We start from the raw sequence: 22,911 nt of genomic DNA on the forward strand, positions 1-22,911 counted from the left end.
GATTATGGCCGATCAGTACACAATGAATCGCCTATCCGAGCGCTTATCCTGGCCCCGGGCCGCACATAGAATCGCCGCCGTTTCGGGCCTTTCGGCCCTTGCCTCAGGATGTGCCGCACGTGCCCCGCAATCGTCGGCCCGGGTTGACCCGAGCCAGTCTGTTCGCCGTCTTCCCGCTTCTGTGTTCCTGCATCGATTCCTCCGGCCTTGCGCCAACCTCCCGGCCCCTCGACGCCCATGAACTGACGCCGGGCGCCGCCATCGCCGCCGCCCGGGCCGAGGCCGGCTGGCCTGCCGGGCAATGGTGGCGTGCCTTTGGCGATTCGCAGCTGGACCGCTGGATGGACCGCGCCCTGGCCGGCAGCCCGAGCCTGGCCATGGCCGCCGCGCGGGTGCGCCAGGCGCAGGCGCGGGCAGGCGTGGTGGAAGCCGACGAGGCGCCGCAGCTGGGGCTGGACGCCAGCCTGCAGCGCAAGCGCTGGCCCGACGATGCCTTCTATGGCCCCGGTGACCTGGCCCGCAGCAGCAGCTGGAACAACACCAGCCAACTGGGCTTTTCCTACCCGCTGGACATCTGGGGACGCGAGCGCAGCCGGGGCGAGTCGGCCCTCGACCAGGCCCGGGCGATGGCGAGCGAGGCACGCCTGGCGGCCCTGGAGCTGCAGGGCAACCTGGTGCGCAGCTACATAGGCCTGGCCCTGCACCACGCCGAGCTGGACATCGCCGAAGCCGAGCTGGCCCGCCAGGAACAGCTGCTGGCACTGGTTCGCCAGCGCCGCCGCGACGGCATCGGCACCGGCCTGGAGGAGACCCGCGCCGGGATGGGCCTGCCCGAGGCCCACCGGCAGATCGACCTGCTGCACGAGGCCATCGAACTGGACCGCAACCAGGTCGCCGCCCTGGCCGGCGTCGGGCCGGGGGAGGGCGAGGCGCTGCAACGCCCGGCCTTGTCGCCGCTGCTGGACCTGGGCCTGCCGCCGCGCCTGCCCCTGGAGCTGCTCGGCCACCGGCCGGACCTGGTGGCCGCGCGCTGGCGGGTGGCGGCCGAGGCGCGGGGCATCGAGGCGGCGAAGGCGGATTTCTACCCCAACGTCGACCTGCTCGGCGGCCTCGGCAGCTCGGCGGTGCAGGGCGGCGTGCTGGATTTCTTGCGCTACGACAAGCTGACCTGGGGCCTGGGCCCGGCGCTGTCCCTGCCCATCTACGACGGCGGCCTGCGCCGTGGGCGGCTGGCGGAGGCGGGGGCCGGCTACGACCTGGCGGTGCAGGGCTACAACCAGGCGCTGGTGCAGGCGATCAAGGGCGTGGCCGATGCCCTGGTGCGGCTGAAATCCCTGCGCGAGCAGCAGCGCCTCGCCGCCGAGTCGGTGGACCAGGCCCAGCACGCCCTCGACCTCGCGCAACTGGCCCGCCAGCGCGGCCTCACCGACCAGCGTGCGGTGCTGGAGGCGCAACCGGCGCTGCTCCAGGCCCAGCGCCAGCAGCAACGGGTGCGCGCCGCACGCCTGGTGGCCCAGGCCGACCTGCTGCTGCAACTGGGCGGCGGTGTGCTGCCCGGGGCCTCGGGGCCGCAGCCCCGAGAGCTGGAGCCCGGCGAGCCCACATTGCGATTGACCCACCCCTGAGACGACGACCATGACCACGACCCTGCGCCGCGAGCTGGCCCATTGGGCGCGCACCGAAGGCCTCACCTGGGTGTTCATCCTCAAGGCCCTGCTCACCGCCTTCATCGCCCTGTGGCTGGCCTATCGCCTGGAGCTGCCGCAGCCCGGCACCGTGCTGGTGACGGTGTTCATCGTCATGCAGCCGCAGAGCGGCCAGGTATTGGCCAAGAGCTTCTACCGCATCATCGGCACGCTGCTGGGGCTGACGGTGATGGTGGCGCTGATCGCCCTGTTCAACCAGGAGCGGGTGCTGTTCATGCTCGCCGTGGCCATCTGGATCGGCCTGTGCACCGCCGGTGCCGCGCGCTACCGGGATTTTCGCGGCTACGCCTGCGTGCTGGCCGGCTACACCGCGGTGATCATCGGCCTGCCGGCGACCCTGCACCCGGAGGGCGCCTTCATGTCGGCGCTGTGGCGGGTGCTGGAGATCACCCTGGGCATCCTCTGCACCGGGTTGGTCAGCGCGCTGGTGCTGCCGCAGACCAGCAGCGCCGACCTGCGCGCCACCTTGCAGGCGCGCTTCCGCGACTTCGCCGCCTTCGCCTGCGAGGGGCTGGCCGGGCGCCTGGACAGCGAGCGCTTCGAGGCGCTCAACGCACGCTTCGCCGCCGCCGCCGTGGGCCTGGAGAACCTGCGCAACGCCACCGCCTTCGAAGACCCGCACATGCGCCTGCGTGCCGGGCGGCTGGGGCGGCTGAACAACGAGTTCATGGTGCTTTCCACGCGCTTCCACGCCTTGCACCAGTTGCTCAACCGCCTGGCCGAGCCGGCCGGCGGGCAACGGGTGCGCGAGGCCCTGGCCCCGCCCCTGGCGGAGGTGGCGGCATTGCTCGCCGCCCAGCGCGAGCGCCTGGGCAGCGACGCCGAGGCGGCGGAGTTCGCCGGGCGCCTGGCGGCCTGCCGGCAGGAGCTGATGCAGCTGATCCGTGCCGGGCGGGGCCGCCTGGCCGTGCAGCAGGTGGACGAGGCCGGCGCGCTGGATTTCGATACCGCCGCCGAGCTGCTGTTCCGCTTCGTCGACGACCTCCACGGCTACGCCCTGACCCTGGCCTCGCTGCTGGACCACCGCCACGCCCGCGAGGACTGGCGGGAGAGCTTCCGCCCCCGCGCCAACCCCCTGGCCGCCGCCGTGGCCGGCATGCGCAGCAGCCTGCTGATCCTCGCCCTCGGCACCTTCTGGATGGCCACCGCCTGGCCCGCCGGGGAGACCTTCACCATGACCGTGGGGATGATCTCGGCGCTGGCCTCGTCCTCCTCCAACCCCAAGCGCCTGGCCCTGCAACTGACGATCGGCGCCACCGGCGGCGCCCTGGCCGGCATCTTCACCACCTTCTGGGTGCTGCCCTGGCTGGATGGCTTCGCCATGCTCTGCTGCGCCCTGGCGCCCACCTTCGCCCTGGGCGCGCTGCTGCTCTCGCGCAGCCAGTGGTCGGGCTACGGGGTCGGCCTGCTGGTGTGGTTCTGCCTGCTGTCGCTGCCGGCCAACCTGACCCACTACGACCCCTACCGGCTGTTCAACGAGTACCTGGCGGTGCTGCTGTCCATGACCCTGGCCACCCTGGCGGCGGCGCTGATCCTGCCGCCCAACCGGCCCTGGCTGTGGCGGCGCCTGGAGCACGACCTGCGCCTGTGCGCGGTGCACACCGTGAGCGGGCGCATCCGTGGGCTGGTGAGCGGCTTCGAGAGCGGCACGCGGGACCTGCTGGCCCAGGCCTACGCCTTCTCCGCCGGGCGCCCGGACGTGCAGCGCCGCCTGCTGCGCTGGATGTACGCGGTGCAGGAAGTGGGGCACGCGGTGATCGAGCTGCGCCTGGAGCAGGCGCGGTTGCCGGCGCTGTCGTGCTACGCCGAGTCCATGCCCTGGCGCCAGGCGGTGCGGGTGATGGGCCGGGCGCTGATCCGCCTGTTGATCCAGCCGGGCGAAGCCAACCGCCAGCGCGCCTTGCAGGCGGTGGAGCAGGCCATCGAGGCGGTGCGCGCCACCCCCGAACCCTGCGCGCCACAGTTCGAGACCTCGCCGCTGCGTCGCCTGCAGAGCTACCTGCACTTCATCCGCACCTCGCTGCTCGACCCGCTGGCGCCCTGGGCCGAGGCGGACGAGGCGGCACCTGCCCCGGTACTCGCCCATGCCCCGTGAGATCGCCCTGCACGGCGTCTACCTGCCGAGCCTGACGCTGCTGTTCCTCGTGGCCCTGGCCGGCGGCTGGCTGCTCGACCGCCTCGCCGCGCGCCTCGGCCTGTACCGGCACGCGTGGCACCCGGTGCTGCTGCGGGTCAGCCTGTTCACCTGCCTGTACGGCGCCCTGGCGCTGGCCACCTACCGTTGAGAGACCCCTGTCCGTGAAACGAATCATCAGTGTCGGCGCGACCCTGCTCATCCTCGCCCTGGCGGTGACCCTGGTGCACCAGCTGTGGCAGCACTACATGGAGTCGGCCTGGACCCGCGACGGCCGCGTGCGCGCCGACGTGATCAACATCGCCCCCGACGTCGCCGGGCTGGTGGTGGAGGTGCCGGTGCGCGATAACCAGGCGGTGAAGGCCGGCGACGTGCTGCTGCGCATCGACCCCTCGCACTACGCGCTAGCGGTGAGCGAGGCGGAAGCGGAGGTGGACGCCGCCCGCGCCGAGCTGGACATGCGCCGCCTCAACGCCCGCCGCCGCGCCGACATGGACGACCTGGTGGTGTCGCGGGAGAGCCGCGAGGACGCCAGCCACATCGCCAACGGCGCCGAGGCGCGCTACCGCCGCGCCCTGGCCCGCCGTGATGCCGCGCGGCTGGACCTGGAACGCACCGAGGTGCGCGCGCCGGTGGACGGCTATGTCACCAACCTCAACGTCTACCGGGGCGACTACGCGCGCACCGGCCAGGCCAGCATGGCGCTGGTGGACGGGCAGTCGTTCTACGTCAACGGCTACTTCGAGGAGACCCGCCTGCCGCGCATCCACGTGGGCGCGAAGGTGGAGATGCGCCTGATGAGCGGCGAGCGCCTGCTGGGGCATGTCGACAGCATTGCGCGGGGCATCTACGACCGCGACAACCCGGAAAGCCGCGAGCTGGTGGCGGACGTGAATCCCACCTTCAACTGGGTGCGCCTGGCCCAGCGCGTGCCGGTGCGCATCCACCTGGACGAGGTGCCCGAGGGCCTGGCGCTGTCTGCCGGGATGACCTGCACCGTGGTGGTGGACGAAGGGCAGGGCGGGGACGCTGCACGGGGCTGAGGGATTGTTGATCCAGCGGCCACAGTCCTTGTGCTGGATCGGTCTGTAAGCGCCGCGGGGTGCTCCTTAAAATCGTCCTGCCTCCCACGACGAGGCACATGCTGATCCACCTCACCGTGTTTGCGGTGTTGCGCTGTACCTTCGGCCCGTTCGTGGAGAGCGGGCCGAAGCCCCTTCCCAAGGCAATTCGGATAACAGATCAATGAAAGCGTTCATGTTGCTGGCCCTGGCCGGCCTGTCTCCTCTCGTCTTCGCTGCCACCCCCGAACAACCCGCCACCACCCAGGCCGAGCAGTACCACTACGGCATGGAGCTGGACATCGCCCGGGTCATCTCCCGCAGCGAGATCCCCGATGTCTGCGGCGTGGTGCCGGCCTACCTGACCTACGAGGACCACCAGGGCAAGGTCCACCGCCTCGAATACATGGTGTTCGGCAATGGTTGCTCCAACGGTTGAGCCCAGCCGCTCGACGTGACAGATGCCCGGCCCGATAAGCCGGGCATTGTCGTTTCTGGGGGGAGCCATCGGGTGCCTGTGACGTTTGGATTAAATATCTGACTTGCCGGTCGGAATTCATTATCCTGCGGCACTCTTGCTTGCAGTACAGAACAACCCATCAATAAAAGGATCAACTCCATGGCTCAAGTAACCCTCAAGGGCAACCCCGTCAGCGTCGATGGCCAACTGCCGGCCAAGGGCGCCCAGGCACCGGCTTTCAGCCTGGTCGGCGGCAACCTGGCGGACGTGACCCTGGCCAGCCTGAGCGGCAAGCGCAAGGTGCTGAACATCTTCCCGAGCGTCGACACCCCTACCTGCGCCACCTCCGTGCGCAAGTTCAACGCCGAAGCCAGCAAGCTGGCCAACACCGTGGTGCTGTGCATCTCCGCCGACCTGCCGTTCGCCCAGGCGCGCTTCTGCGGCGCTGAAGGCCTGGAGAACGTGATCAACCTGTCCACCATGCGTGGCGCGCAGTTCCTCAAGGACTACGGCGTCGCCATCGCCAACGGCCCCCTGGCCGGCATCGCCGCCCGCGCCGTCGTGGTGCTGGACGAGAACGACAAGGTGCTGCACAGCGAGCTGGTCGGTGAAATCGCCGACGAGCCGGACTACGCAGCCGCCATCGCCGCGCTCTGATCGGGCGAGGGTGACGAAAAGGGAGGCCATTGGCCTCCCTTTTTCTTTGGTCGGGATTCCGTGGCCAGGCACGGCGTTGATTCGTGTGCAGGGTGGAGGTCGCTTTTTACCTCCACCAGCGGTGTGCGGCGGGGCCCCGAGGGTGACCGTAGGTGGGCGCCGAGCGCAGCGAGGCCCAACACAGCGACGTTCGGCTCCCCTCGCGGGCTCCCTTGTGGGAGCGGCTTCAGCCGCGAAGGACCCGCAGCCGGCACGGGGTTGTGAGTGGCCGGATGCTCCATCGCGAATGAATTCGCTCCTACGGGGCGTGCCAGGGCCGATCGACGGAGTTGGGATGTGCCATGTGCCGCAAGGCCGGATGCGGGGTTGAGCCGTGTGTAGGGTGGAGGTCGCTTTTTACCTCCACCAGCGGTGCCTGGATCGGCCGCGAATGGTGGACGGGTGAGGCGTCGTCCACCCTACGCACCGGTCGGATTCGTAGGGCGGGTGGAACCCGCGTGGGGCGTGTCCGCTCCCGGGCTACGGATGGTGTGGCGCTATAGCGTGAGCTGCAAACGCTTGACCAGGGCGCCGGGCAGGAGGGAGGAGAGGGTCTGGCGTTCGCCGTAGGTGCTGGCGGAGAGGCGCAGCTGGCGTTCGGCGGTGAGGGCTTCGAGCTGCTCGCCGAAGAGGTCGAAGAGGCTGTCGTCGAAGCGCATGGTGCTGACCGGCGCCTGGATACGGCCGTCCTCCACCCAGAATGTGGCGAAGCGGGTCATGCCGGTGATGCGAGCGGCGGGCAGGTCGGACCAGTTCAGGTACCAGAGGTTGCCGATGTAGAGCCCGGCGCCGAGGGCGGCGAGGGCGTCCGCCTCGGGCAGGGTGCCGGCGTCCATCACCAGGGCCTGGGGGTTTTCGTCGCCGCTGGCGCCGTTGCCGGGCAGGCCGTATTCACGGGCGCTGCGCGAGCCCACCAGGCGGCCGGTGAGGCGGCCCTGCTGGATGAGGGCGACATCGCTGCGCGGCGAGCCTTCGGCGGTGAAGGCCGGAGACAGGGCGCCGGCCACCTGCTCGTGCAGGCCCAGCAGCGGGCTGAAGCGGGCGCCGTCGCCGTCCAGGCGTTGCAGCGGGCTTTCCTTGGTCGCCAGGGCGCGGGCGGAGAAGCCGCCCCAGCAGAGCATGCCGGTGATCTCCTCCAGCGCCGCCGGGGCGATGTAGGCGCGGTAGCCGCCCGGTGCCAGCACGCGCAGCGGTTTGCCCAGGTGCTCCAGCTGGGCGCGGGCGGCGGCGAAGCGGCGGAGGAATTCGTCGTCGTTCCAGCCCTGGCCGGCGTAGTCGGCCTTCACCGCCTGGCCGTTGGCGTGGAACAGGCTGAAGTCGAAGTTGAAGCAGTGGGCGCTGTGCCAGCCGAAGGCGCCCCAGCTGTTGGCGAAGCCCCGGTAGAGCGGGCCGGCGGCGTAGATGCCGACCAGGTCCAGGCCTTCGGCGGCGGCGCTGATGCAGGGCAGCACGGCGGCCGGGTCGGGCAGCGGCTGGGTGTCGACGTGGCGCCGCTGCCAGGGCGTGCGGTCGGGCATCAGGTAGGGATCGGGCGGCAACTGGCCGATCACCGCGCGCAGGCGTTCCAGGCCGTCGGCCAGGCGCTGGCGGTCTTCGTCCGGTTGGCCGGAGAGGGTGACGGCCATCTGCGCCTGGCGCTCGGCGGCGATCAGCTGCAGGGTGGCGCCGGCCTGGGACACGTGGCCGGCCTGGCGCACGCGGGCGTGGTTGAAGCGGATGAAGTCGGAGGCCTCGGCGCTGTACCACAGGGTGAAGTCCTCGCCGGGGCGCATGGCCTGGCGCAGGGCGTCGGCGAGGGCGGCGAAGCCGGCTTCGCGGGTGTCGATCTGGATGCTCATCAGGCGGCTCCTCCGAATACGTCGACCTGGCTGAATACGCAGGCGGGGGAGGCATGGCCCACCCGCACCACCTGGTTGGGCTCGCCCTTGCCGCAGAAGGGCGTGCCGAGCACTTCGAAGGTGCTGGCATCGCCCACCGCCGCGAGGCTGCGCCAGAAGCTGGCGGAGATGCCCCGGTAGTTGGGGTTCTTCACCACGCCCTTGAGCTCGCCGTTTTCGATGAGCTGGCCCCATTCGCAGCCGAACTGGAACTTGTTGCGGGCGTCGTCGATGGACCAGGAGCGGTTGGTGGTCATCAGGATGCCGCGCTCGATGCCGCCGACCAGTTGCTCCAGGCGCTGGTCGCCGGGCTCGATGTTGAGGTTGGCCATGCGGTCGATGGGGGCGCGGTTCCAGCTGCAGGCGCGGCTGTTGGCGACGCCCGGCAGGCCGCTGCGTTGCTGCGAGAGGGCGCCGCCGAGGGGGCGCAGGAGCAGGCCCTTCTCGATCAGCAGGGTCTTCCGGGCGGCGCTGCCGTCGTCGTCGTGGCCGTAGCTGGCCAGCTCCTCGGGGATGCCCGGGTCGAAGCTGACGTTGAGCAGCGCCGAGCCGTACTGGTAGTGGCCGAAGTCTTCCTGGCGGATGAAGCTGGTGCCGGCGTAGTTGCGCTCGTCGCCGAGGATGCGGTCCAGCTCCAGCGGGTGGCCGATGGATTCGTGGATCTGCAGCATCATCTGCTCGGGCATCAGCAGCAGGTCGCGCGGACCTTCCGGGGTGTTGGGCGCCAGCAGCAGCTGCAGCGCCTCGTCGGCCACGCGCGGGGCCGCGCCGCGCAGCCCCAGGCGCCGGATGACCTCGGCACCGCCCTGCTGGCCGCCGTGGTAGCCGCCGAAGCTGCGGGTCTGGCTGTCGTGGCCGTCGAAGGCGGTGACGCTGGCGCCGGGGTAGACGAATTGCAGTTCCTGCCAGTGCTCGGCGCCGGCGCTGTTGAGGTAGAGCTGCTCGTGGCGGTCGACGCTGAGCAGCAGGGTCCAGTTGACCAGGCGCGGGTCGGCGGGCACCGCGGCGGATTCCTCGCGCAGCAGTTCGATGCGCTCGGCGATGCCGGGCAGCGGCTGGTCTAGGCCGGGGGAGCGGTAGTCGGCGCGGCCCTGGGGCGGCGCGACGCGGGCGTCCACCAGGTTGTACGGGGTGATCAGCCGGGCGCGCGCTTCGGCCAGGTCGAGGGCGTGCTGCAGGCCGGCGGTGCTGAGGTCGCTGGTGGCGGCATAGGCTTCGACGCCATTGACGCGCACGCTGAGCATTGCGCCCAGGTCGCTGGAGAAGAACGGCGGCTCGGCGACGTTGCGCCGTACCCGGCAGTGCTCGCCGCTCTGGCGGACGATGCGCAGGGCATGGAAGTCGGCGCGGCTGCGCAGGGTGGAGAACTGCTGCTTGAGTCGTTCGAACACGGGGCACTCCCAGGAAGCGGAAAGGCGAGCGCGCATGGTCGCGCGGGTCGCCTGGATGGACAAGTGCGCGCACGGAAAGGAGATGTGACATTTGCGCAGCGCGCCGCCAAGGGCCGCCACCGCTCAAGGCCGCGCCCTCGCTGGGGTAAGGAATGGGTAAATAGGCGGTAAAGAGGCTTTGCCTCGGGGCGCCGAGTGCTTATCGTGCACGCTCTCGCACAGACCGACCTTTAATCATGTCCCCGATACAAGACTCCCGCTCCCCTCGTTCCCGCAACTGGCTGATCATCGCCCTCTGCCTGGCCGCCCTGGTGGCGCTGGTGTGGTGGTTCTGGCCGGCCTCGTCCAAGCATCAGGACGCGGAGGCGAGCCGCACCCGCCCCGGCCCCGCCGGCATGGCGCGCCCGGGCTTCGGTGCATTCGGCGGGCCGGTGCCGGTACGCGTGGCGGCCGCGAGCCAGGGCGATTTCCCGGTGTTCTACAAGGCGCTGGGTACCGTGACCTCGCTGAACACGGTGAACGTGCGCAGCCGGGTCAACGGCGAGGTGATGAAGCTGGCCTTCGAGGAAGGCCAGCAGGTGAAGGCCGGCGACCTGCTGGCGGTGATCGACCCGCGCCCCTATGAGGTGGCGTTGCAGCAGGCGGAGGGCACGCTGCTGCAGAACCAGGCGCAGCTGAAGAATGCCGAGATCGACCTGGCCCGCTACCGCGGCCTCTACGCCGAGGACAGCATCGCCAAGCAGACCCTGGACACCCAGGAGGCCCTGGTGGGCCAGTACAAGGGCACGGTGAAGGCCAACCAGGCGGCGGTGGCCGATGCCAAGCTCAACCTCAGCTTCACCCAGGTGCGCGCCCCGGTGACCGGCCGCGTCGGCCTGCGCCAGGTGGACCTGGGCAACCAGGTCAGCTCCGGCGACACCACGCCGCTGGTGGTGATCACCCAGACCAAGCCCATCAGCGTCACCTTCACCCTGCCGGAGAACCAGCTGCCCTCGGTGGTCACGCGCTTCCGCGCCGGTGATTCCATGGCGGTGGAGGCCTGGGACCGTGGCGACACCCTGAAGCAGGCCGAGGGCGTGCTGCAGAGCCTGGACAACCAGATCGACACCGCCACCGGCACCCTGAAGTTCAAGGCACGTTTTGCCAACGAGGGCGAGACGCTGTTCCCCAACCAGTTCGTCAACGTGCGCCTGCTGGCCGACACCCTCAGGCAGGCGGTGATGATCCCGTCCGCCGCCGTGCAGTTCGGCAACCAGGGCACCTTCGCCTACGTGATGGACGGCGACAAGAAGGTCCGCGTGCAGGCCCTGGAAACCGGCCCGAGCGATGGCGAGCGCACCGTGATCAAGGCCGGGCTCAAGGCCGGCGAGCGCGTGGTGCTGGAAGGCACCGACCGCCTGCGCGACGGCAGTGAGGTGGAGGTGGTGCATGACAGCGACCAGGTGCCGGCGCAACCCAGCGAGCAGCTGCAAGGCGCGGACAAGGGCGCCCTGCAGGGCGACAAGGCTGAAAAAGGCGGCGTATGAACATCTCCCGCCTGTTCATCCTGCGGCCGGTCGCCACCACGCTGAGCATGCTGGCGATCCTGCTGGCCGGCCTGATCGCCTACCGCCTGCTGCCGGTCTCGGCGCTGCCGGAGGTGGACTACCCGACCATCCGCGTGATGACGCTCTACCCGGGGGCCAGCCCGGACGTGATGACCAGTGCCGTGACCGCACCGCTGGAACGCCAGTTCGGGCAGATGCCGGGGCTGACGCAGATGTCGTCCACCAGCTCCGGCGGCGCCTCGGTGATCACCCTGCGCTTCAGCCTGGAGGTGCAGCTGGACGTGGCCGAGCAGGAGGTCCAGGCGGCGATCAACGCGGCCACCAACCTGCTGCCCAACGACCTGCCGGCGCCGCCGGTCTACAACAAGGTCAACCCCGCCGACACCCCGGTGCTGACCCTGGCGGTGAGCTCCAGGACCCTGCCGCTGCCGCAGCTGCACACCCTGGTCGACACGCGCATGGCGCAGAAGCTGTCGCAGATCAGCGGCGTCGGCATGGTCAGCATCGCCGGCGGCCAGCGCCAGGCGGTGCGCATCAAGGTCAACCCCGAGGCGCTCGCCGCCAATGGCCTGAACCTCTCGGACGTGCGCTCGCTGGTCAGCGCCTCCAACGTCAACCAGCCCAAGGGCAACTTCGACGGCCCGACGCGCACCTCGATGCTGGACGCCAATGACCAGCTGAAGTCACCGGAGGAGTACGCCAACCTCATCCTCGCCTACAAGAACGGTGCGGCGCTGCGCCTGAAGGACGTGGCGACCATAGTCGAAGGCGCGGAGAACGAACGCCTGGCCGCCTGGGCCAACCAGAACGAGGCGGTGCTGCTGAACATCCAGCGCCAGCCCGGCGCCAACGTCATCGAGGTGGTCGACCGCATCCAGGAACTGCTGCCGAAGATGACCGCCAACCTGCCGGCGGGCCTGGACGTGGTGGTGCTCACCGACCGCACCCAGACCATCCGCGCCTCGGTCACCGACGTGCAGCACGAGCTGTTGATCGCCATCGCCCTGGTGGTGATGGTGACCTTCCTGTTCCTGCGCCGGGTCAGTGCCACGCTGATCCCGTCCATCGCCGTGCCGCTGTCCCTGGTGGGCACCTTCGGGGTGATGTACCTGGCCGGCTTCTCGGTGAACAACCTGACGCTGATGGCCCTGACCATCGCCACTGGCTTCGTGGTGGATGACGCCATCGTCATGCTGGAGAACATCGCCCGCCACCTGGAGGAGGGCGCCACGCCGCTGGAGTCCGCGCTCAAGGGCGCCCGGCAGATCGGCTTCACGCTGATCTCCCTGACCTTCTCGCTGATCGCGGTGCTGATCCCGCTGCTGTTCATGGCCGACGTGGTGGGCCGGCTGTTCCGCGAGTTCGCCATCACCCTGGCGGTGGCCATCCTGATCTCCCTGGTGGTGTCGCTGACCCTGACGCCGATGATGTGCGCGCGGCTGCTCAAGCCCGAGCCGGAGGAGAAGGAGCAGGGCCGTTTCTACCGCGCCAGCGGCGCCTTCATCGACGGCATGATCGAGCGCTATTCCCACGGCCTGCGCTGGGTGCTGCGCCACCAGGCGCTGACCCTGCTGGTGGCCGTCGCCACCCTGGCGCTGACCGTGGTGCTGTACCTGGCGGTGCCCAAGGGCTTCTTCCCGGTGCAGGACACGGGCGTGATCCAGGGCATCACCGAGGCGCCGCAATCGGTGTCGTTCCGCGCCATGAGCGAGCGTCAGCAGCGCCTCGCCGAACTGGTGCTGAAGGACCCGGCGGTGGCCAGCCTGACTTCGTACATCGGCGTCGACGGCGACAACGTCACCCTCAACAGCGGGCGCATGCTGATCAACCTCAAGCCCCACGGCGAGCGTGACCTGACCGCCAGCGAGGTGATCCAGCGCCTGCAGCCGCAGCTGGACAAGCTCAGCGACATCCGCCTGTACCTGCAGCCGGTGCAGGACCTGACCATCGAGGACCGGGTCAGCCGAACCCAGTTCCAGTTCAGCATGGAGTCCCCGGACGCCGAGCTGCTGCGCGAGTGGACCGGCAAGCTGGTGGACGCCCTGAGCCAGCAGCCGGAGCTTTCGGATGTGGCCAGCGACCTGCAGGACAAGGGCCTGCAGGTGTACCTGGACATCGACCGCGACATGGCCGGGCGCCTGGGCGTGGAAGTCTCGGCCATCACCGATGCGCTCTACGACGCCTTCGGCCAGCGGCAGATCTCCACCATCTTCACCCAGGCCAGCCAGTACCGCGTGGTGCTGGAGTCCGCCACGGGTGACCGCATCGGCCCGCAGGCGCTGCAGCAGCTGCGCGTCGCCGGCACTGACGGCGTGCAGGTGCCGCTGTCGACCCTGGCGCGCATCGAGGAGCGGCAGACGGAGCTGGCGATCAACCACATCGGCCAGTTCCCGGCGGTGAACCTGTCGTTCAACCTGGCTCCCGGCGTCGCCCTGGGCGAGGCGGTGCAGGTGATCGAGCGGGTGCAGCAGGCGATCGGCATGCCCGAAGGCATCCAGACCCGCTTCCAGGGCGCGGCGGCGGCCTTCGAGGCCTCGCTGTCGAGCACGCTGCTGCTGATCCTGGCGGCGGTGGTGACCATGTACATCGTCCTCGGCGTGCTCTACGAGAGCTACATCCACCCGATCACCATCCTTTCCACGCTGCCCTCGGCGGGCGTCGGCGCCTTGCTGGCGCTGCTGCTGTCGGGCAACGACCTGGGCCTGATCGCCATCATCGGCATCATCCTGCTGATCGGCATCGTCAAGAAGAACGCGATCATGATGATCGACTTCGCCCTCGACGCCGAACGCAACCAGGGCATGGCCCCCGAGGACGCCATCTACCAGGCCGCGCTGCTGCGCTTCCGGCCGATCCTGATGACCACCCTGGCCGCGCTGTTCGGCGCCGTGCCGCTGATGCTCGCCACCGGCTCCGGCGCCGAACTGCGCCAGCCCCTGGGCCTGGTGATGGTCGGCGGCCTGCTGGTGAGCCAGGTGCTGACGTTGTTTACGACGCCCGTGATCTATCTCGCTTTCGATCGGTTGTCGCGGCGCTGGAACCGCCAGGCCACCGGGGAGGTGGTGTGATGGGCGTCAGCGGCAAGCTGCAAGCCACAAGCTGCAAGTGGTTGTGTGCGGCTGATGAGGCCGGTGTTGGCCTGCTCTTTTCTTGCGGCTTGAAGCTTGCCGCTTGGAGCTGCGTTCAGCCATGAACTTGTCTGCTCCCTTCATCCACCGCCCCGTCGCCACCATGCTGCTGAGCCTGGCGATCATGCTGCTGGGCGGCATGAGCTTCGGTTTGTTGCCGGTGTCGCCGCTGCCGCAGATGGATTTCCCGGTGATCACGGTGCAGGCGAGCCTGCCCGGGGCGAGCCCGGAGATCATGGCGTCGAGCGTGACCACGCCACTGGAGCGTTCGCTGGGGACCATGTCCGGCGTCACGCAGATGACCAGCCGCACCAGCCAGGGCTCGACGCGGATCATCATCCAGTTCGACCTGGACCGTGACATCAACGGCGCCGCGCGTGACGTGCAGGCGGCCATCAATGCCTCGCGCAACCTGCTGCCCAGCGGCATGCGCAGCATGCCCACCTACAAGAAGGTCAACCCGTCCCAGGCGCCGATCATGGTGCTGTCGCTGACCTCCGACGTGCTGGAGAAGGGCCAGCTGTACGACCTGGCCTCGACCATCCTGGCGCAGAGCCTGTCGCAGGTTAAGGGCGTGGGCGAGGTGCAGATCGGCGGCAGTTCGCTGCCGGCGGTGCGGGTGGAGCTGGAGCCGCAGCTGCTCAACCAGTACGGCCTGTCGCTCGACGAGGTGCGCAGCCGCATCGCTGCCGCCAACCAGCGCCGGCCCAAGGGGGCGGTGGAGGACGACGGGCGCCACTGGCAGGTGGGTGCCAGCGACCAGTTGGAGAAGGCCGCCGACTACGCGCCGCTGATCCTCCGCTACCAGGAGGGCTCGGCCCTGCGCCTGGGCGATGTGGCCAAGGTGCGCGACGCGGTGGAGGACCGCTACAACAGCGGTTTCTTCAACGACGAGAACGCGGTGCTGCTGGTGATCAACCGCCAGGCCGGCGCCAACATCATCGAAACCATCGAAAGCATCAAGGCGCAGTTGCCGAGCCTGCAGGCGGTGCTGCCGGCCAGCGTCAAGCTGAACCAGGCGATGGACCGCTCGCCGGTGATCCGCGCCACCCTGCACGAGGCCGAGCGCACCCTGCTGATCGCCGTGGCCCTGGTGATACTGGTGGTCTACCTGTTCCTCGGCAGCCTGCGCGCCTCGCTGATCCCGGCGCTGGCGGTGCCGGTGTCGCTGGTGGGCACCTTCGCGGTGATGTACCTGTGCGGCTTCTCCCTCAACGTGCTGTCGCTGATGGCGCTGATCCTCGCCGCCGGGCTGGTGGTGGACGACGCCATCGTGGTGCTGGAGAACATCTCGCGGCACATCAACGACGGCATGCCGCCGTTCAAGGCGGCGTTGCAGGGCACCCGCGAGGTGGGCTTCACCCTGCTGTCGATGAACCTGTCGCTGGTGGTGGTGTTCGTCTCCATCCTGTTCATGGGCGGCATCATCGACCGCATGTTCCGCGAGTTCTCCCTGACCCTGGCGGCGGCCATCCTGGTGTCGCTGCTGGTGTCGCTGACGCTGACCCCGATGCTCTGCGCGCGCTGGCTCAAGCCCCACGTGCCGGACAAGGACAGCCCCATGCAGCGCTGGAGCGAGGCCATCCACGAGCGCATGACGCGGCTCTATGACGTGAGCCTCGGCTGGGCCCTGCGCCACCCGCGCCTGACCCTGCTCAGCCTGTTCATCACCATCGGCCTCAACGTCGCGCTCTACGTGATCGTGCCCAAGACCTTCCTGCCGCAGCAGGACACCGGGCAGTTGATCGGCTTCATCCGTGGCGACGACGGCCTGTCGTTCACCGTGATGCAGCCGAAGATGGAGATCTTCCGCCGCGCCGTGCTCAAGGACCCGGCGGTGGAGAGCGTCGCCGGCTTCATCGGCGGCAGCGGCGGCATCAACAACGCCTTCATGATTGTGCGCCTGAAGCCGATCAAGGAGCGCGGGCTGTCGGCGCAGAAGGTCATCGAGCGGTTGCGCAAGGAGATGCCGCTGGTGCCCGGTGGCCGGCTGATGCTGATGGCCGACCAGGACATCATGACCGGCGGCTCCCGCGAGCAGCGCAGCTCCGAGTACGAGTACGTGCTGCAGGCCGAGGACCTGGGTGACCTGCGCACCTGGCTGCCGCAGGTGACCGCCGCGCTGAAGGCCCTGCCGGAGCTCACCGCCATCGACGCGAAGGAAGGCGAGGGCGCGCAGCAGGTGACGCTGAAGGTCGACCGCGAGACGGCCAAGCGCCTGGGCATCGACATGAACATGGTCACGGCGGTGCTCAACAACGCCTACAGCCAGCGGCAGATCTCCACCATCTACGACAGCCTCAACCAGTACCAGGTGGTGATGGAGGTCAACCCGAAATACGCCCGCGACCCGGCGACCCTCGAACAGGTGCAGGTGATCACCGCCGACGGCCAGCGCGTGCCTCTGTCGAGCTTCGCCCACTACGAGCGCAGCCTGGAGGAGGACCGGGTCAACCACGAGGGCCAGTTCGCCTCGGAAAGCATCTCCTTCGACCTGGCACCGGGCGTGAGCCTGGACCAGGCCACCGTGGCCATCGAGAAGGCGGTCGCGGCCATCGGCATGCCCAGCTCGGTGGTCGCGCGCCTGGGCGGCACCGCCGACGCCTTCGCCAGCAGCCAGGAGAACCAACCGTGGATGATCCTCGCCGCCCTGGTGCTGGTGTATCTGGTGCTGGGCATCCTCTACGAGAGCTATATCCACCCGCTGACCATTCTCTCGACGCTGCCGTCGGCGGGGGTGGGCGCGTTGCTGACCATCCAGCTGATCGGCGGCGAGTTCAGCCTGATCTCGCTGCTGGGGCTGTTCCTGCTCATCGGCATCGTCAAGAAGAACGCCATCCTGATGATCGACCTGGCGCTGCAGCTGGAACGCAACGACGGCCTGTCGCCGGCCGAGTCGATCCACCGCGCCTGCCTGCTGCGCCTGCGACCGATCCTGATGACCACCCTGGCCGCCATCCTCGGCGCGGTGCCGCTGCTGATCGGTGGCGCGGAAGGCGCGGAGATGCGCCAGCCGCTGGGCGTGACCATCATCGGCGGCCTGGTGCTGAGCCAGATCCTCACCCTCTACACCACCCCCGTGGTCTACCTGTACCTCGACCGCCTGCGCCATCGCTTCAACCGCTGGCGCGGCGTGCGTACCGACGCTTCGCTGGAGACACCGCTATGAGTCCGCAAACCCGCCGTCTTTTCCCGGTGCTGGCCCTGGCCATCGCCCTGGCCGGTTGTGCCGTGGGGCCGGATTACCAGCAGCCCGACCATGCCGTGCCCGCCCGCTTCAAGCACGCCGAAGGCTGGAAGGCCGCCGCGCCGGCCGATGCCCTGGCCCGTGGCGCCTGGTGGGAGCTGTACGGCGACGCCACCCTCAACGACCTGCAGCAGCGCCTGGAAACCTCCAACCAGACCCTGGCGCAGTCCGTCGCCCAGTTCCGCCAGGCCCAGGCGCTGGCCCGTGGCGCGCGCGCCTCGTTCTTCCCCTCTGTGAGCGCCAACGCCAGCAAGACCCGCTCCGGCCAGGGCGGGAGCAGCAGCACCGTGCGCCTGTCCGATGGCTCCACCGTCACCAGCGGTGGCAGCGGCGGCATCTCCAACAGCTACAGCGCCACCCTCGGCGTGAGCTGGGAGCTGGACCTCTGGGGCAAGCTGCGTCGCCAGCTGGAAGCCGACAGTGCGAGCATGCAGGCCAGCGCCGCCGACCTCGCCGCCGTGCGCCTGAGCCAGCAATCCGAGCTGGCGCAGAACTACCTGCAACTGCGGGTGATGGATGCGCAGAAGCGCCTGCTCGATGCCACCGTGCAGGCCTACGAGCGTTCGCTGAAGCTCACCGAGAACCAGTTCCGCGCCGGCATCGTCACCCGCGCCGACGTGGCCCAGGCGCGCACCCAGCTCAAGAGCACCCAGGCCCAGGCCATCGACCTCAGGTACCAGCGCGCGCAACTGGAGAACGCCATCGCCGTGCTGATCGGCGTGCCGCCCTCCGAGTTCGACCTGGCCGAGGTGGACAGCGTCCCGAGCCTGCCCCAGGTGCCGGCGCTGGTGCCGTCGCAGCTGCTGGAGCGCCGCCCGGACGTGGCCTCCGCCGAGCGCAAGGTGATCGCCGCCAACGCGCAGATCGGCGTGTCCAAGGCCGCCTACTACCCCAGCCTCAACCTCAGCGCCACCGGGGGCTATCGCAGCGGTGGCCTGAGCGACTGGATCAGCACGCCGAACCGCTTCTGGTCCATCGGCCCCGAGTTCGCCCTCAACCTGTTCGACGGCGGCCTGATTCGCTCCCAGGTCGACCAGGCCGAGGCCAGCTACGACCAGACGGTGGCCAGCTACCGCCAGACCGTGCTCGACAGCTTCCGCGAAGTGGAGGACTACCTGGTCCAGCTCAGCGTGCTGGAGGAGGAGAGCGGCGTGCAGCAGGAGGCCCTGGAGTCCGCCCGCGAGGCCCTGCGCCTGGTGACCAACCAGTACAAGGCCGGGTTGCAGGACTACAGCAGCGTGGTCTCCAGCCAGGCCACGGCGCTGTCCAACGAACGCACCGTGCTCACCCTCACCGGCACGCGCCTGACCGCCAGCGTCCAGCTCATCGCCGCCATGGGCGGTGGTTGGGAGCAGGCGAAGCTGGAGCAGGTGGATTCCGACGACGACGGCCAGCCGACGCCCTGAGCGGGGCGGCTGGCCCGTCACCCATTCCCCCGCGAACCTGTGGGAGCGGCTTCAGCCGCGAAGGACCCGCCGCCAGCTCCCGGCTGCGAGTGGCCGGATATTCCATCGCGAATGAATTCGCTCCCACGGGCGGGTATCGGCGTGGGGGCGACATCGCAGCTCTTTGTAGGGGCGACTTCAGTCGCCAAGGAGTGCGCAGCGCTCCCCAAGCTTCCGTGCATGGGATCGGCTTCGCTCGGTGGATGAAAAGAGCGCCATCCACCCTACGCCACGGGAAGGTGGGTTGGTCGCGGATGCCCGGTGTTGTGTTGTGGGAGCGAATTCATTCGCGAAGGACCCGTGCCGGGCATCGCGGTTGAAACCGCTCCTACATTTCCCCGCACCGTTCAGATCGAGCCGAGAAGCTGTATCAGGCGCTCTTCCAGCTCCCGGCCGGCGCTGCCCTGGCCTTGGCGGCTGTAGAGGGCCAGGCGTACGCCCTGGATGTCGGGCAGGCCGCTGTCGGCGTCGAGTACGCGGTGCTGGTCGGTGGCGACGCGCAGGGGCAGGAGGCTGATGCCGAGGCCGGCGGCGACGGCGGAGCAGACGCTGGCGAGGCTGGCGCTGGAGTAGGCGATGCGCCAGCGGCGGCCCTGCACGTCGAGGCCGTGGAGCATCTCGTTGCGGTACAGGCCGCCGGCAGGGAAGGCCACCAGGGGCAGGGGCTCGCGGCCCAGCGCCGGGTTGTGGTGGCTGTCGAACCAGGCCATGGGCTCCGGCCAGGAGGCAAGGCAGTCGTCGCTCTCGCCCATCTGCTTGACCAGCAGCAGGTCGAATTCGCCGCCCTGCCAGGCACGGCGCAGATCCGGGCCCAGGCCGCTGGTGACTTCCAGGCGCGTGCCGGGGTGGTTGGCGGCGAAGGCGGCGAGCAACGGCATCAGGCGTTCGGCGGCGAAGTCCTCGGGCACGCCCAGGCGCAGCACACCGGCGCTTCCCAGGTCGCCCAGGGCGTCGCGCGCCTCTTCCTGCAGGGCGAGGATGCGTCGTGCGTAGCCCAGCAGGCGCTCGCCCTCTACCGTGGCCACCACGCGACGCTGGCTGCGATCGAGCAGGCGGCAACCGGCGTCTTCCTCCAGGCGTCGAACCTGCTGGCTGACGGTGGACTGGGTGAGGTGCAGGCGTTCGGCGGCGCGGGTGAAGTTGCCGCAGTCGGCCACCGCCACGAAGCTGCGCAGGAGTTGCGGGTCGAACATGAGGCATGCCTCCTGCCACTGGTTTGCATGGTGATATTTAATTTTAGAATACCTGGCCGGCTGGACATAATCCGCAGGTTTTCCTGACTTTCGGAGATTCCCATGGCGGATGACCAGGCGTTCCTGCAACGGGCCGTCGACCTGGCACGTGGCAACGTCGAGCGCGGCGGGCGGCCCTTCGGTGCGCTGCTGGTGAAGGACGGCGAGGTGCTGGCCGAGGCGGTGAACGAGATCCACCAGAGCGGCGACCCCACCGCCCACGCCGAGCTGCTGGCCATGCGCGCCGCCAGCCGCGCCCTGGGCCCGCGCCTGGATGGCTGCGTGATCTACGCCAGCGGCCAGCCCTGCCCGATGTGCCTGGCCGCCATGCACCTCAGTGGCGTGAGCCGTGCGGTGTTCGCCATCGCCAATGAGGAGGGCGAGCCCTTCGGCCTGTCCACGGCGGGGATCTACCAGCAGATGGCGCTGCCCCTGGCGCAGCAGCGCCTGCCGGTGCTGCACCTCCCCCAGGCGGGCGCCACCGCGCTCTACCGGCGCTGGAAGGAGCTGCATGCACAAGGTTGAAACCCACACCCCGGTCGTCGCCTGGCTGTTGCTGGTGGCCCTGGGGCTGAACCTGCGGCCGATCCTGGGCTCGGTCAGCCCGTTGCTGGGCGAGATACGCGCGGCCACCGGGCTGAGCTTCCAAGGCACGGCGCTGCTGACCACGCTGCCGGTGATCTGCATGGGCCTGGTGGCGCTGGCGGCGGTACGCCTGGAGGCGCGCCTGGGCGAACGGCGCGGCGTGGCCATCGGGCTGGCGCTGATCTTCGGTGCCTGCCTGGCCCGCTGGCTGTGCGACCGGGGGGATGTGCTGCTGGGCACGGCGCTGCTGGGTGGCATCGGCGTGGCGCTGATCCAGGCGCTGGTGCCGGCGGTGATCAAGCGCCAGTTCGCCGGCCGCGTGGCGCTGGCCATGGGGCTGTATTCGGCCTCGCTGATGAGCGGTGGCGGGCTGTCGGCCCTGCTCAGCCCGGTGCTGGCCAGCCATTTCGGCCACTGGCAGGCGGGGCTGGGTTTCTGGCTGGTGCCGGCGGCGCTGGCGTTGCTGCTGTGGCTGCGCCTGCCGCTGGCGCGGGCCGATTCGCCGCGCGCAAGCGCTGGGCCAGGGCTTCTGGGGGATCGCCGGGCCTGGCTGCTGGCGCTGTACTTCGGGCTGATCAACTGCGGCTACATGAGCATGGTGGCCTGGCTGCCGGCCTTCTATCAGCAGTTGGGCTGGAGCCCGACCCGCAGCGGTTCCCTGCTGGCGTTCATGACGCTGTTCCAGGTGCTGGCGGCGCTGACGATACCGGCCCTGGCCCAGCGCGGCGTCGACCGCCGGCCGCTGCTGACGCTGTGCCTGGCCGCCCAGGCGGTGGGGTTCGCCGGCCTGGTGTGGGCGCCGCAGCAGGCCACCCTGCTGTGGGTGGCGCTGATCGGCTTCGGCCTGGGCGCCTGTTTCGCGCTGAGCCTGATCCTCACCCTCGACCACCGTCGCGACCCGCGCGAGGCGGGGCAGCTGGCGGCCTTCGTGCAGGGCGTCGGCTTCCTGATCAATGCGGTCTCGCCCTGGTTGACGGGCTGGTTGCGGGAGGTCACCGGGAGCTTCACCAGTGCCTGGGTGGTGCTGGTGGTGATGGTGCTGGCGATGCTGGCGCTGACCCGGGTGTTCAGCCCGGCCAGCTATGGGATGGCGCCGGGCGGCGAGGTGCCGGCCCGGGCCTGAGGCGGGTTACTGCGACTGCTTGCGGTTGACGATCTGCGCGGCCTTGACGATGTCGGCGCCGATTTCGGGGGTGAACTGCTCCCACACCGGCTGCATGGCGGTGCGCCAGGCCTGGCGTTCCTCGGGGCTGAGGGGCACCAGCTGGGTCTTGCCGCTGCTCTGGATGCGCTGGCGGTCGGCCTGGTTCTGCTGCTCGGCGGCATGGTTCACCGCGAAGGTGACCTCGTCGATGATCGCTTCCAGCTCGGTGCGGGTCTTGTGCGGGATGGCGTACCAGGTGCGCGAGTTGGTCACCAGCATGTAGTCCAGCACACCGTGGTTGGTCTCGGTGATGAAGGGCTGCACGGTGTTGAGCTTCTGGCTGTAGAGGTTGGACCAGGTGTTCTCGGTGCCCTGGACCTTGCCGCTCTGCAGCGCCGCGAAGGCTTCGGCGAAGGGCATTGGCACGGCCTTGGCGCCGAGCTGGGCGAACTGCGCCTCGAGCACCCCGGAGGCCTGGATGCGGAAGGACAGGCCACGGGCGTCGGCCGGCGCGTGCAGGGCGCGGTTGGCCGACATCTGCTTCATGCCGTTGTGCCAATAGGCCAGGCCGACGATGCCCTTGTCTTCCATGGAGCGCAGGAGCTGGCGGCCCTTGGCGCGCTTCTGGAAGCGGTTGACGGCTTCGAGGTCGTCGAACAGGAAGGGCAGGTCGAAGATCTGCAGCTGCTTGGTGTACTGGTCGAACTTGGCCAGCGACGGGGCCAGCAGGTCCACCTTGCCGTCCTGCAGGGCCTGCAGTTCGTCGGCGTCGCCGAACAGGGTGGAGTTGGGGTAGACCTCCACCTTCACCTGGCCGCCGAGGCGCTCCTGGACCAGTTTCTGGAACATGAGCGCACCCTGGCCCTTGGGCGTGTCGTCGGCGACCACGTGGGAGAAGCGCAGGGTGATGGGGGCTTCGTCCGCCACGGCGTGGCCGATGGGCAGGCTGAGGACGCAGGCCAGGACGGCGATGTACTTCTTGATCATTGATGTCCCTTTCTTGTTATCGGGCAGATAAATGCGCCCTCGCGGGTGGGCGAGGGCGGCAGGCACAGCGGCTTCCATCGGGGGAGTCCGGCTGAGTCCTTGTCGTTATGGTAGTTCCCGCTCCGGTAGTTTGCCGGTACGGTATCGGGCAGGGGCTGGCGGGTGGCCATCGACTGCGACGGACCGGCGATTATCTCCCAGAGCCGGCGCTCCAATGAGCGGAGCACTGCTCAGTTCTGGCAAATCGCCGTGTGCCGGGGTGACGTGTCGT

The 22,911-nt window shown here is 69.4% G+C and carries 16 protein-coding genes; 12 read left to right on the plus strand and 4 right to left on the minus strand.

The features are described from left to right. The first annotated feature begins 119 nt into the window (after window positions 1-119). From HSX14_RS12805 to tpx, 6 genes are all read left to right on the plus strand, one after another. Entirely contained in the window at window positions 120-1,625 is a 1,506-nt protein-coding gene (locus HSX14_RS12805; protein ID WP_173174414.1) for an efflux transporter outer membrane subunit, read from the plus strand. A gap of 10 nt (window positions 1,626-1,635) precedes the next feature. Then, complete coding sequence (locus tag HSX14_RS12810) at window positions 1,636-3,801, plus strand: FUSC family protein (RefSeq protein ID WP_173174412.1); 2,166 nt, start codon at window positions 1,636-1,638, stop codon at window positions 3,799-3,801. After that, entirely contained in the window at window positions 3,791-3,991 is a 201-nt protein-coding gene (locus tag HSX14_RS12815) for a DUF1656 domain-containing protein (RefSeq protein ID WP_173174410.1), read from the plus strand. The genes HSX14_RS12810 and HSX14_RS12815 overlap by 11 nt, the downstream gene beginning before the upstream one ends. A gap of 7 nt (window positions 3,992-3,998) precedes the next feature. Next, the gene (locus tag HSX14_RS12820; RefSeq protein WP_173174565.1) at window positions 3,999-4,883 is read left to right on the plus strand and encodes an efflux RND transporter periplasmic adaptor subunit; all 885 of its coding nucleotides are present in this window, start codon (window positions 3,999-4,001) and stop codon (window positions 4,881-4,883) included. A gap of 202 nt (window positions 4,884-5,085) precedes the next feature. Next, window positions 5,086-5,340, plus strand: a complete 255-nt coding sequence (locus HSX14_RS12825; RefSeq protein WP_173174408.1) for a DUF2790 domain-containing protein — start codon at window positions 5,086-5,088, stop codon at window positions 5,338-5,340. Between the two features lie 180 nt (window positions 5,341-5,520). Next, entirely contained in the window at window positions 5,521-6,018 is a 498-nt protein-coding gene (gene tpx, locus HSX14_RS12830; protein ID WP_043244675.1) for a thiol peroxidase, read from the plus strand. Between the two features lie 536 nt (window positions 6,019-6,554). Here tpx and HSX14_RS12835 read toward each other — a convergent pair. Both HSX14_RS12835 and HSX14_RS12840 read right to left on the minus strand, forming a co-directional pair. Continuing rightward, window positions 6,555-7,895: a TldD/PmbA family protein gene (locus HSX14_RS12835; protein WP_173174406.1), complete on the minus strand. Its 1,341-nt coding sequence runs from the start codon at window positions 7,893-7,895 to the stop codon at window positions 6,555-6,557. Further along, window positions 7,895-9,325: a TldD/PmbA family protein gene (locus tag HSX14_RS12840; protein WP_173174405.1), complete on the minus strand. Its 1,431-nt coding sequence runs from the start codon at window positions 9,323-9,325 to the stop codon at window positions 7,895-7,897. Before HSX14_RS12840 ends, HSX14_RS12835 begins: the two co-directional genes overlap by 1 nt. A gap of 236 nt (window positions 9,326-9,561) precedes the next feature. Here HSX14_RS12840 and HSX14_RS12845 point away from each other — a divergent pair, with 236 nt between their 5' ends. From HSX14_RS12845 to HSX14_RS12860, 4 genes are all read left to right on the plus strand, one after another. Beyond that, complete coding sequence (locus HSX14_RS12845; RefSeq protein WP_173174404.1) at window positions 9,562-10,851, plus strand: MdtA/MuxA family multidrug efflux RND transporter periplasmic adaptor subunit; 1,290 nt, start codon at window positions 9,562-9,564, stop codon at window positions 10,849-10,851. After that, window positions 10,848-13,940, plus strand: a complete 3,093-nt coding sequence (locus HSX14_RS12850; RefSeq protein ID WP_173174402.1) for an MdtB/MuxB family multidrug efflux RND transporter permease subunit — start codon at window positions 10,848-10,850, stop codon at window positions 13,938-13,940. The genes HSX14_RS12845 and HSX14_RS12850 overlap by 4 nt, the downstream gene beginning before the upstream one ends. 121 nt (window positions 13,941-14,061) lie before the next feature. Then, the gene (locus tag HSX14_RS12855) at window positions 14,062-17,169 is read left to right on the plus strand and encodes an efflux RND transporter permease subunit (protein WP_173174400.1); all 3,108 of its coding nucleotides are present in this window, start codon (window positions 14,062-14,064) and stop codon (window positions 17,167-17,169) included. Further along, a complete protein-coding gene (locus HSX14_RS12860; protein WP_173174398.1) occupies window positions 17,166-18,653 on the plus strand; it encodes an efflux transporter outer membrane subunit in 1,488 nt (495 codons plus the stop codon). Before HSX14_RS12855 ends, HSX14_RS12860 begins: the two co-directional genes overlap by 4 nt. 386 nt (window positions 18,654-19,039) lie before the next feature. Here HSX14_RS12860 and HSX14_RS12865 read toward each other — a convergent pair whose 3' ends face one another. Then, window positions 19,040-19,885: a LysR family transcriptional regulator gene (locus tag HSX14_RS12865; RefSeq protein WP_173174396.1), complete on the minus strand. Its 846-nt coding sequence runs from the start codon at window positions 19,883-19,885 to the stop codon at window positions 19,040-19,042. 102 nt (window positions 19,886-19,987) lie between these two features. Here HSX14_RS12865 and HSX14_RS12870 point away from each other — a divergent pair, with 102 nt between their 5' ends. Then, the gene (locus HSX14_RS12870; protein WP_173174394.1) at window positions 19,988-20,449 is read left to right on the plus strand and encodes a nucleoside deaminase; all 462 of its coding nucleotides are present in this window, start codon (window positions 19,988-19,990) and stop codon (window positions 20,447-20,449) included. Beyond that, window positions 20,436-21,632 carry a CynX/NimT family MFS transporter gene (locus HSX14_RS12875; protein WP_173174392.1) on the plus strand — a complete coding sequence of 399 codons (1,197 nt, stop codon included), beginning with the start codon at window positions 20,436-20,438 and terminating at the stop codon, window positions 21,630-21,632. The genes HSX14_RS12870 and HSX14_RS12875 overlap by 14 nt, the downstream gene beginning before the upstream one ends. A 6-nt stretch (window positions 21,633-21,638) precedes the next feature. Here HSX14_RS12875 and HSX14_RS12880 read toward each other — a convergent pair whose 3' ends face one another. Then, a complete protein-coding gene (locus tag HSX14_RS12880) occupies window positions 21,639-22,640 on the minus strand; it encodes a TRAP transporter substrate-binding protein (RefSeq protein ID WP_173174390.1) in 1,002 nt (333 codons plus the stop codon). Between the last annotated feature and the right edge of the window lie 271 nt (window positions 22,641-22,911).

The sequence above is a fragment of the Pseudomonas tohonis genome (assembly GCF_012767755.2).
In the GTDB taxonomy this organism is placed as follows: domain Bacteria; phylum Pseudomonadota; class Gammaproteobacteria; order Pseudomonadales; family Pseudomonadaceae; genus Metapseudomonas; species Metapseudomonas tohonis.

What these genes read in the sequence shown, in the direction of transcription:
- HSX14_RS12880 (WP_173174390.1), bottom strand. Translation starts at nt 22,640, where the DNA reads ATGATCAAGAAGTACATCGCCGTCCTGGCCTGCGTCCTCAGCCTGCCC.
- HSX14_RS12855 (WP_173174400.1), top strand. Translation starts at nt 14,062, where the DNA reads ATGAACTTGTCTGCTCCCTTCATCCACCGCCCCGTCGCCACCATGCTG.
- HSX14_RS12860 (WP_173174398.1), top strand. Translation starts at nt 17,166, where the DNA reads ATGAGTCCGCAAACCCGCCGTCTTTTCCCGGTGCTGGCCCTGGCCATC.
- HSX14_RS12825 (WP_173174408.1), top strand. Translation starts at nt 5,086, where the DNA reads ATGAAAGCGTTCATGTTGCTGGCCCTGGCCGGCCTGTCTCCTCTCGTC.
- HSX14_RS12875 (WP_173174392.1), top strand. Translation starts at nt 20,436, where the DNA reads ATGCACAAGGTTGAAACCCACACCCCGGTCGTCGCCTGGCTGTTGCTG.
- HSX14_RS12810 (WP_173174412.1), top strand. Translation starts at nt 1,636, where the DNA reads ATGACCACGACCCTGCGCCGCGAGCTGGCCCATTGGGCGCGCACCGAA.
- tpx (WP_043244675.1), top strand. Translation starts at nt 5,521, where the DNA reads ATGGCTCAAGTAACCCTCAAGGGCAACCCCGTCAGCGTCGATGGCCAA.
- HSX14_RS12850 (WP_173174402.1), top strand. Translation starts at nt 10,848, where the DNA reads ATGAACATCTCCCGCCTGTTCATCCTGCGGCCGGTCGCCACCACGCTG.
- HSX14_RS12865 (WP_173174396.1), bottom strand. Translation starts at nt 19,885, where the DNA reads ATGTTCGACCCGCAACTCCTGCGCAGCTTCGTGGCGGTGGCCGACTGC.
- HSX14_RS12835 (WP_173174406.1), bottom strand. Translation starts at nt 7,895, where the DNA reads ATGAGCATCCAGATCGACACCCGCGAAGCCGGCTTCGCCGCCCTCGCC.
- HSX14_RS12845 (WP_173174404.1), top strand. Translation starts at nt 9,562, where the DNA reads ATGTCCCCGATACAAGACTCCCGCTCCCCTCGTTCCCGCAACTGGCTG.
- HSX14_RS12870 (WP_173174394.1), top strand. Translation starts at nt 19,988, where the DNA reads ATGGCGGATGACCAGGCGTTCCTGCAACGGGCCGTCGACCTGGCACGT.
- HSX14_RS12815 (WP_173174410.1), top strand. Translation starts at nt 3,791, where the DNA reads ATGCCCCGTGAGATCGCCCTGCACGGCGTCTACCTGCCGAGCCTGACG.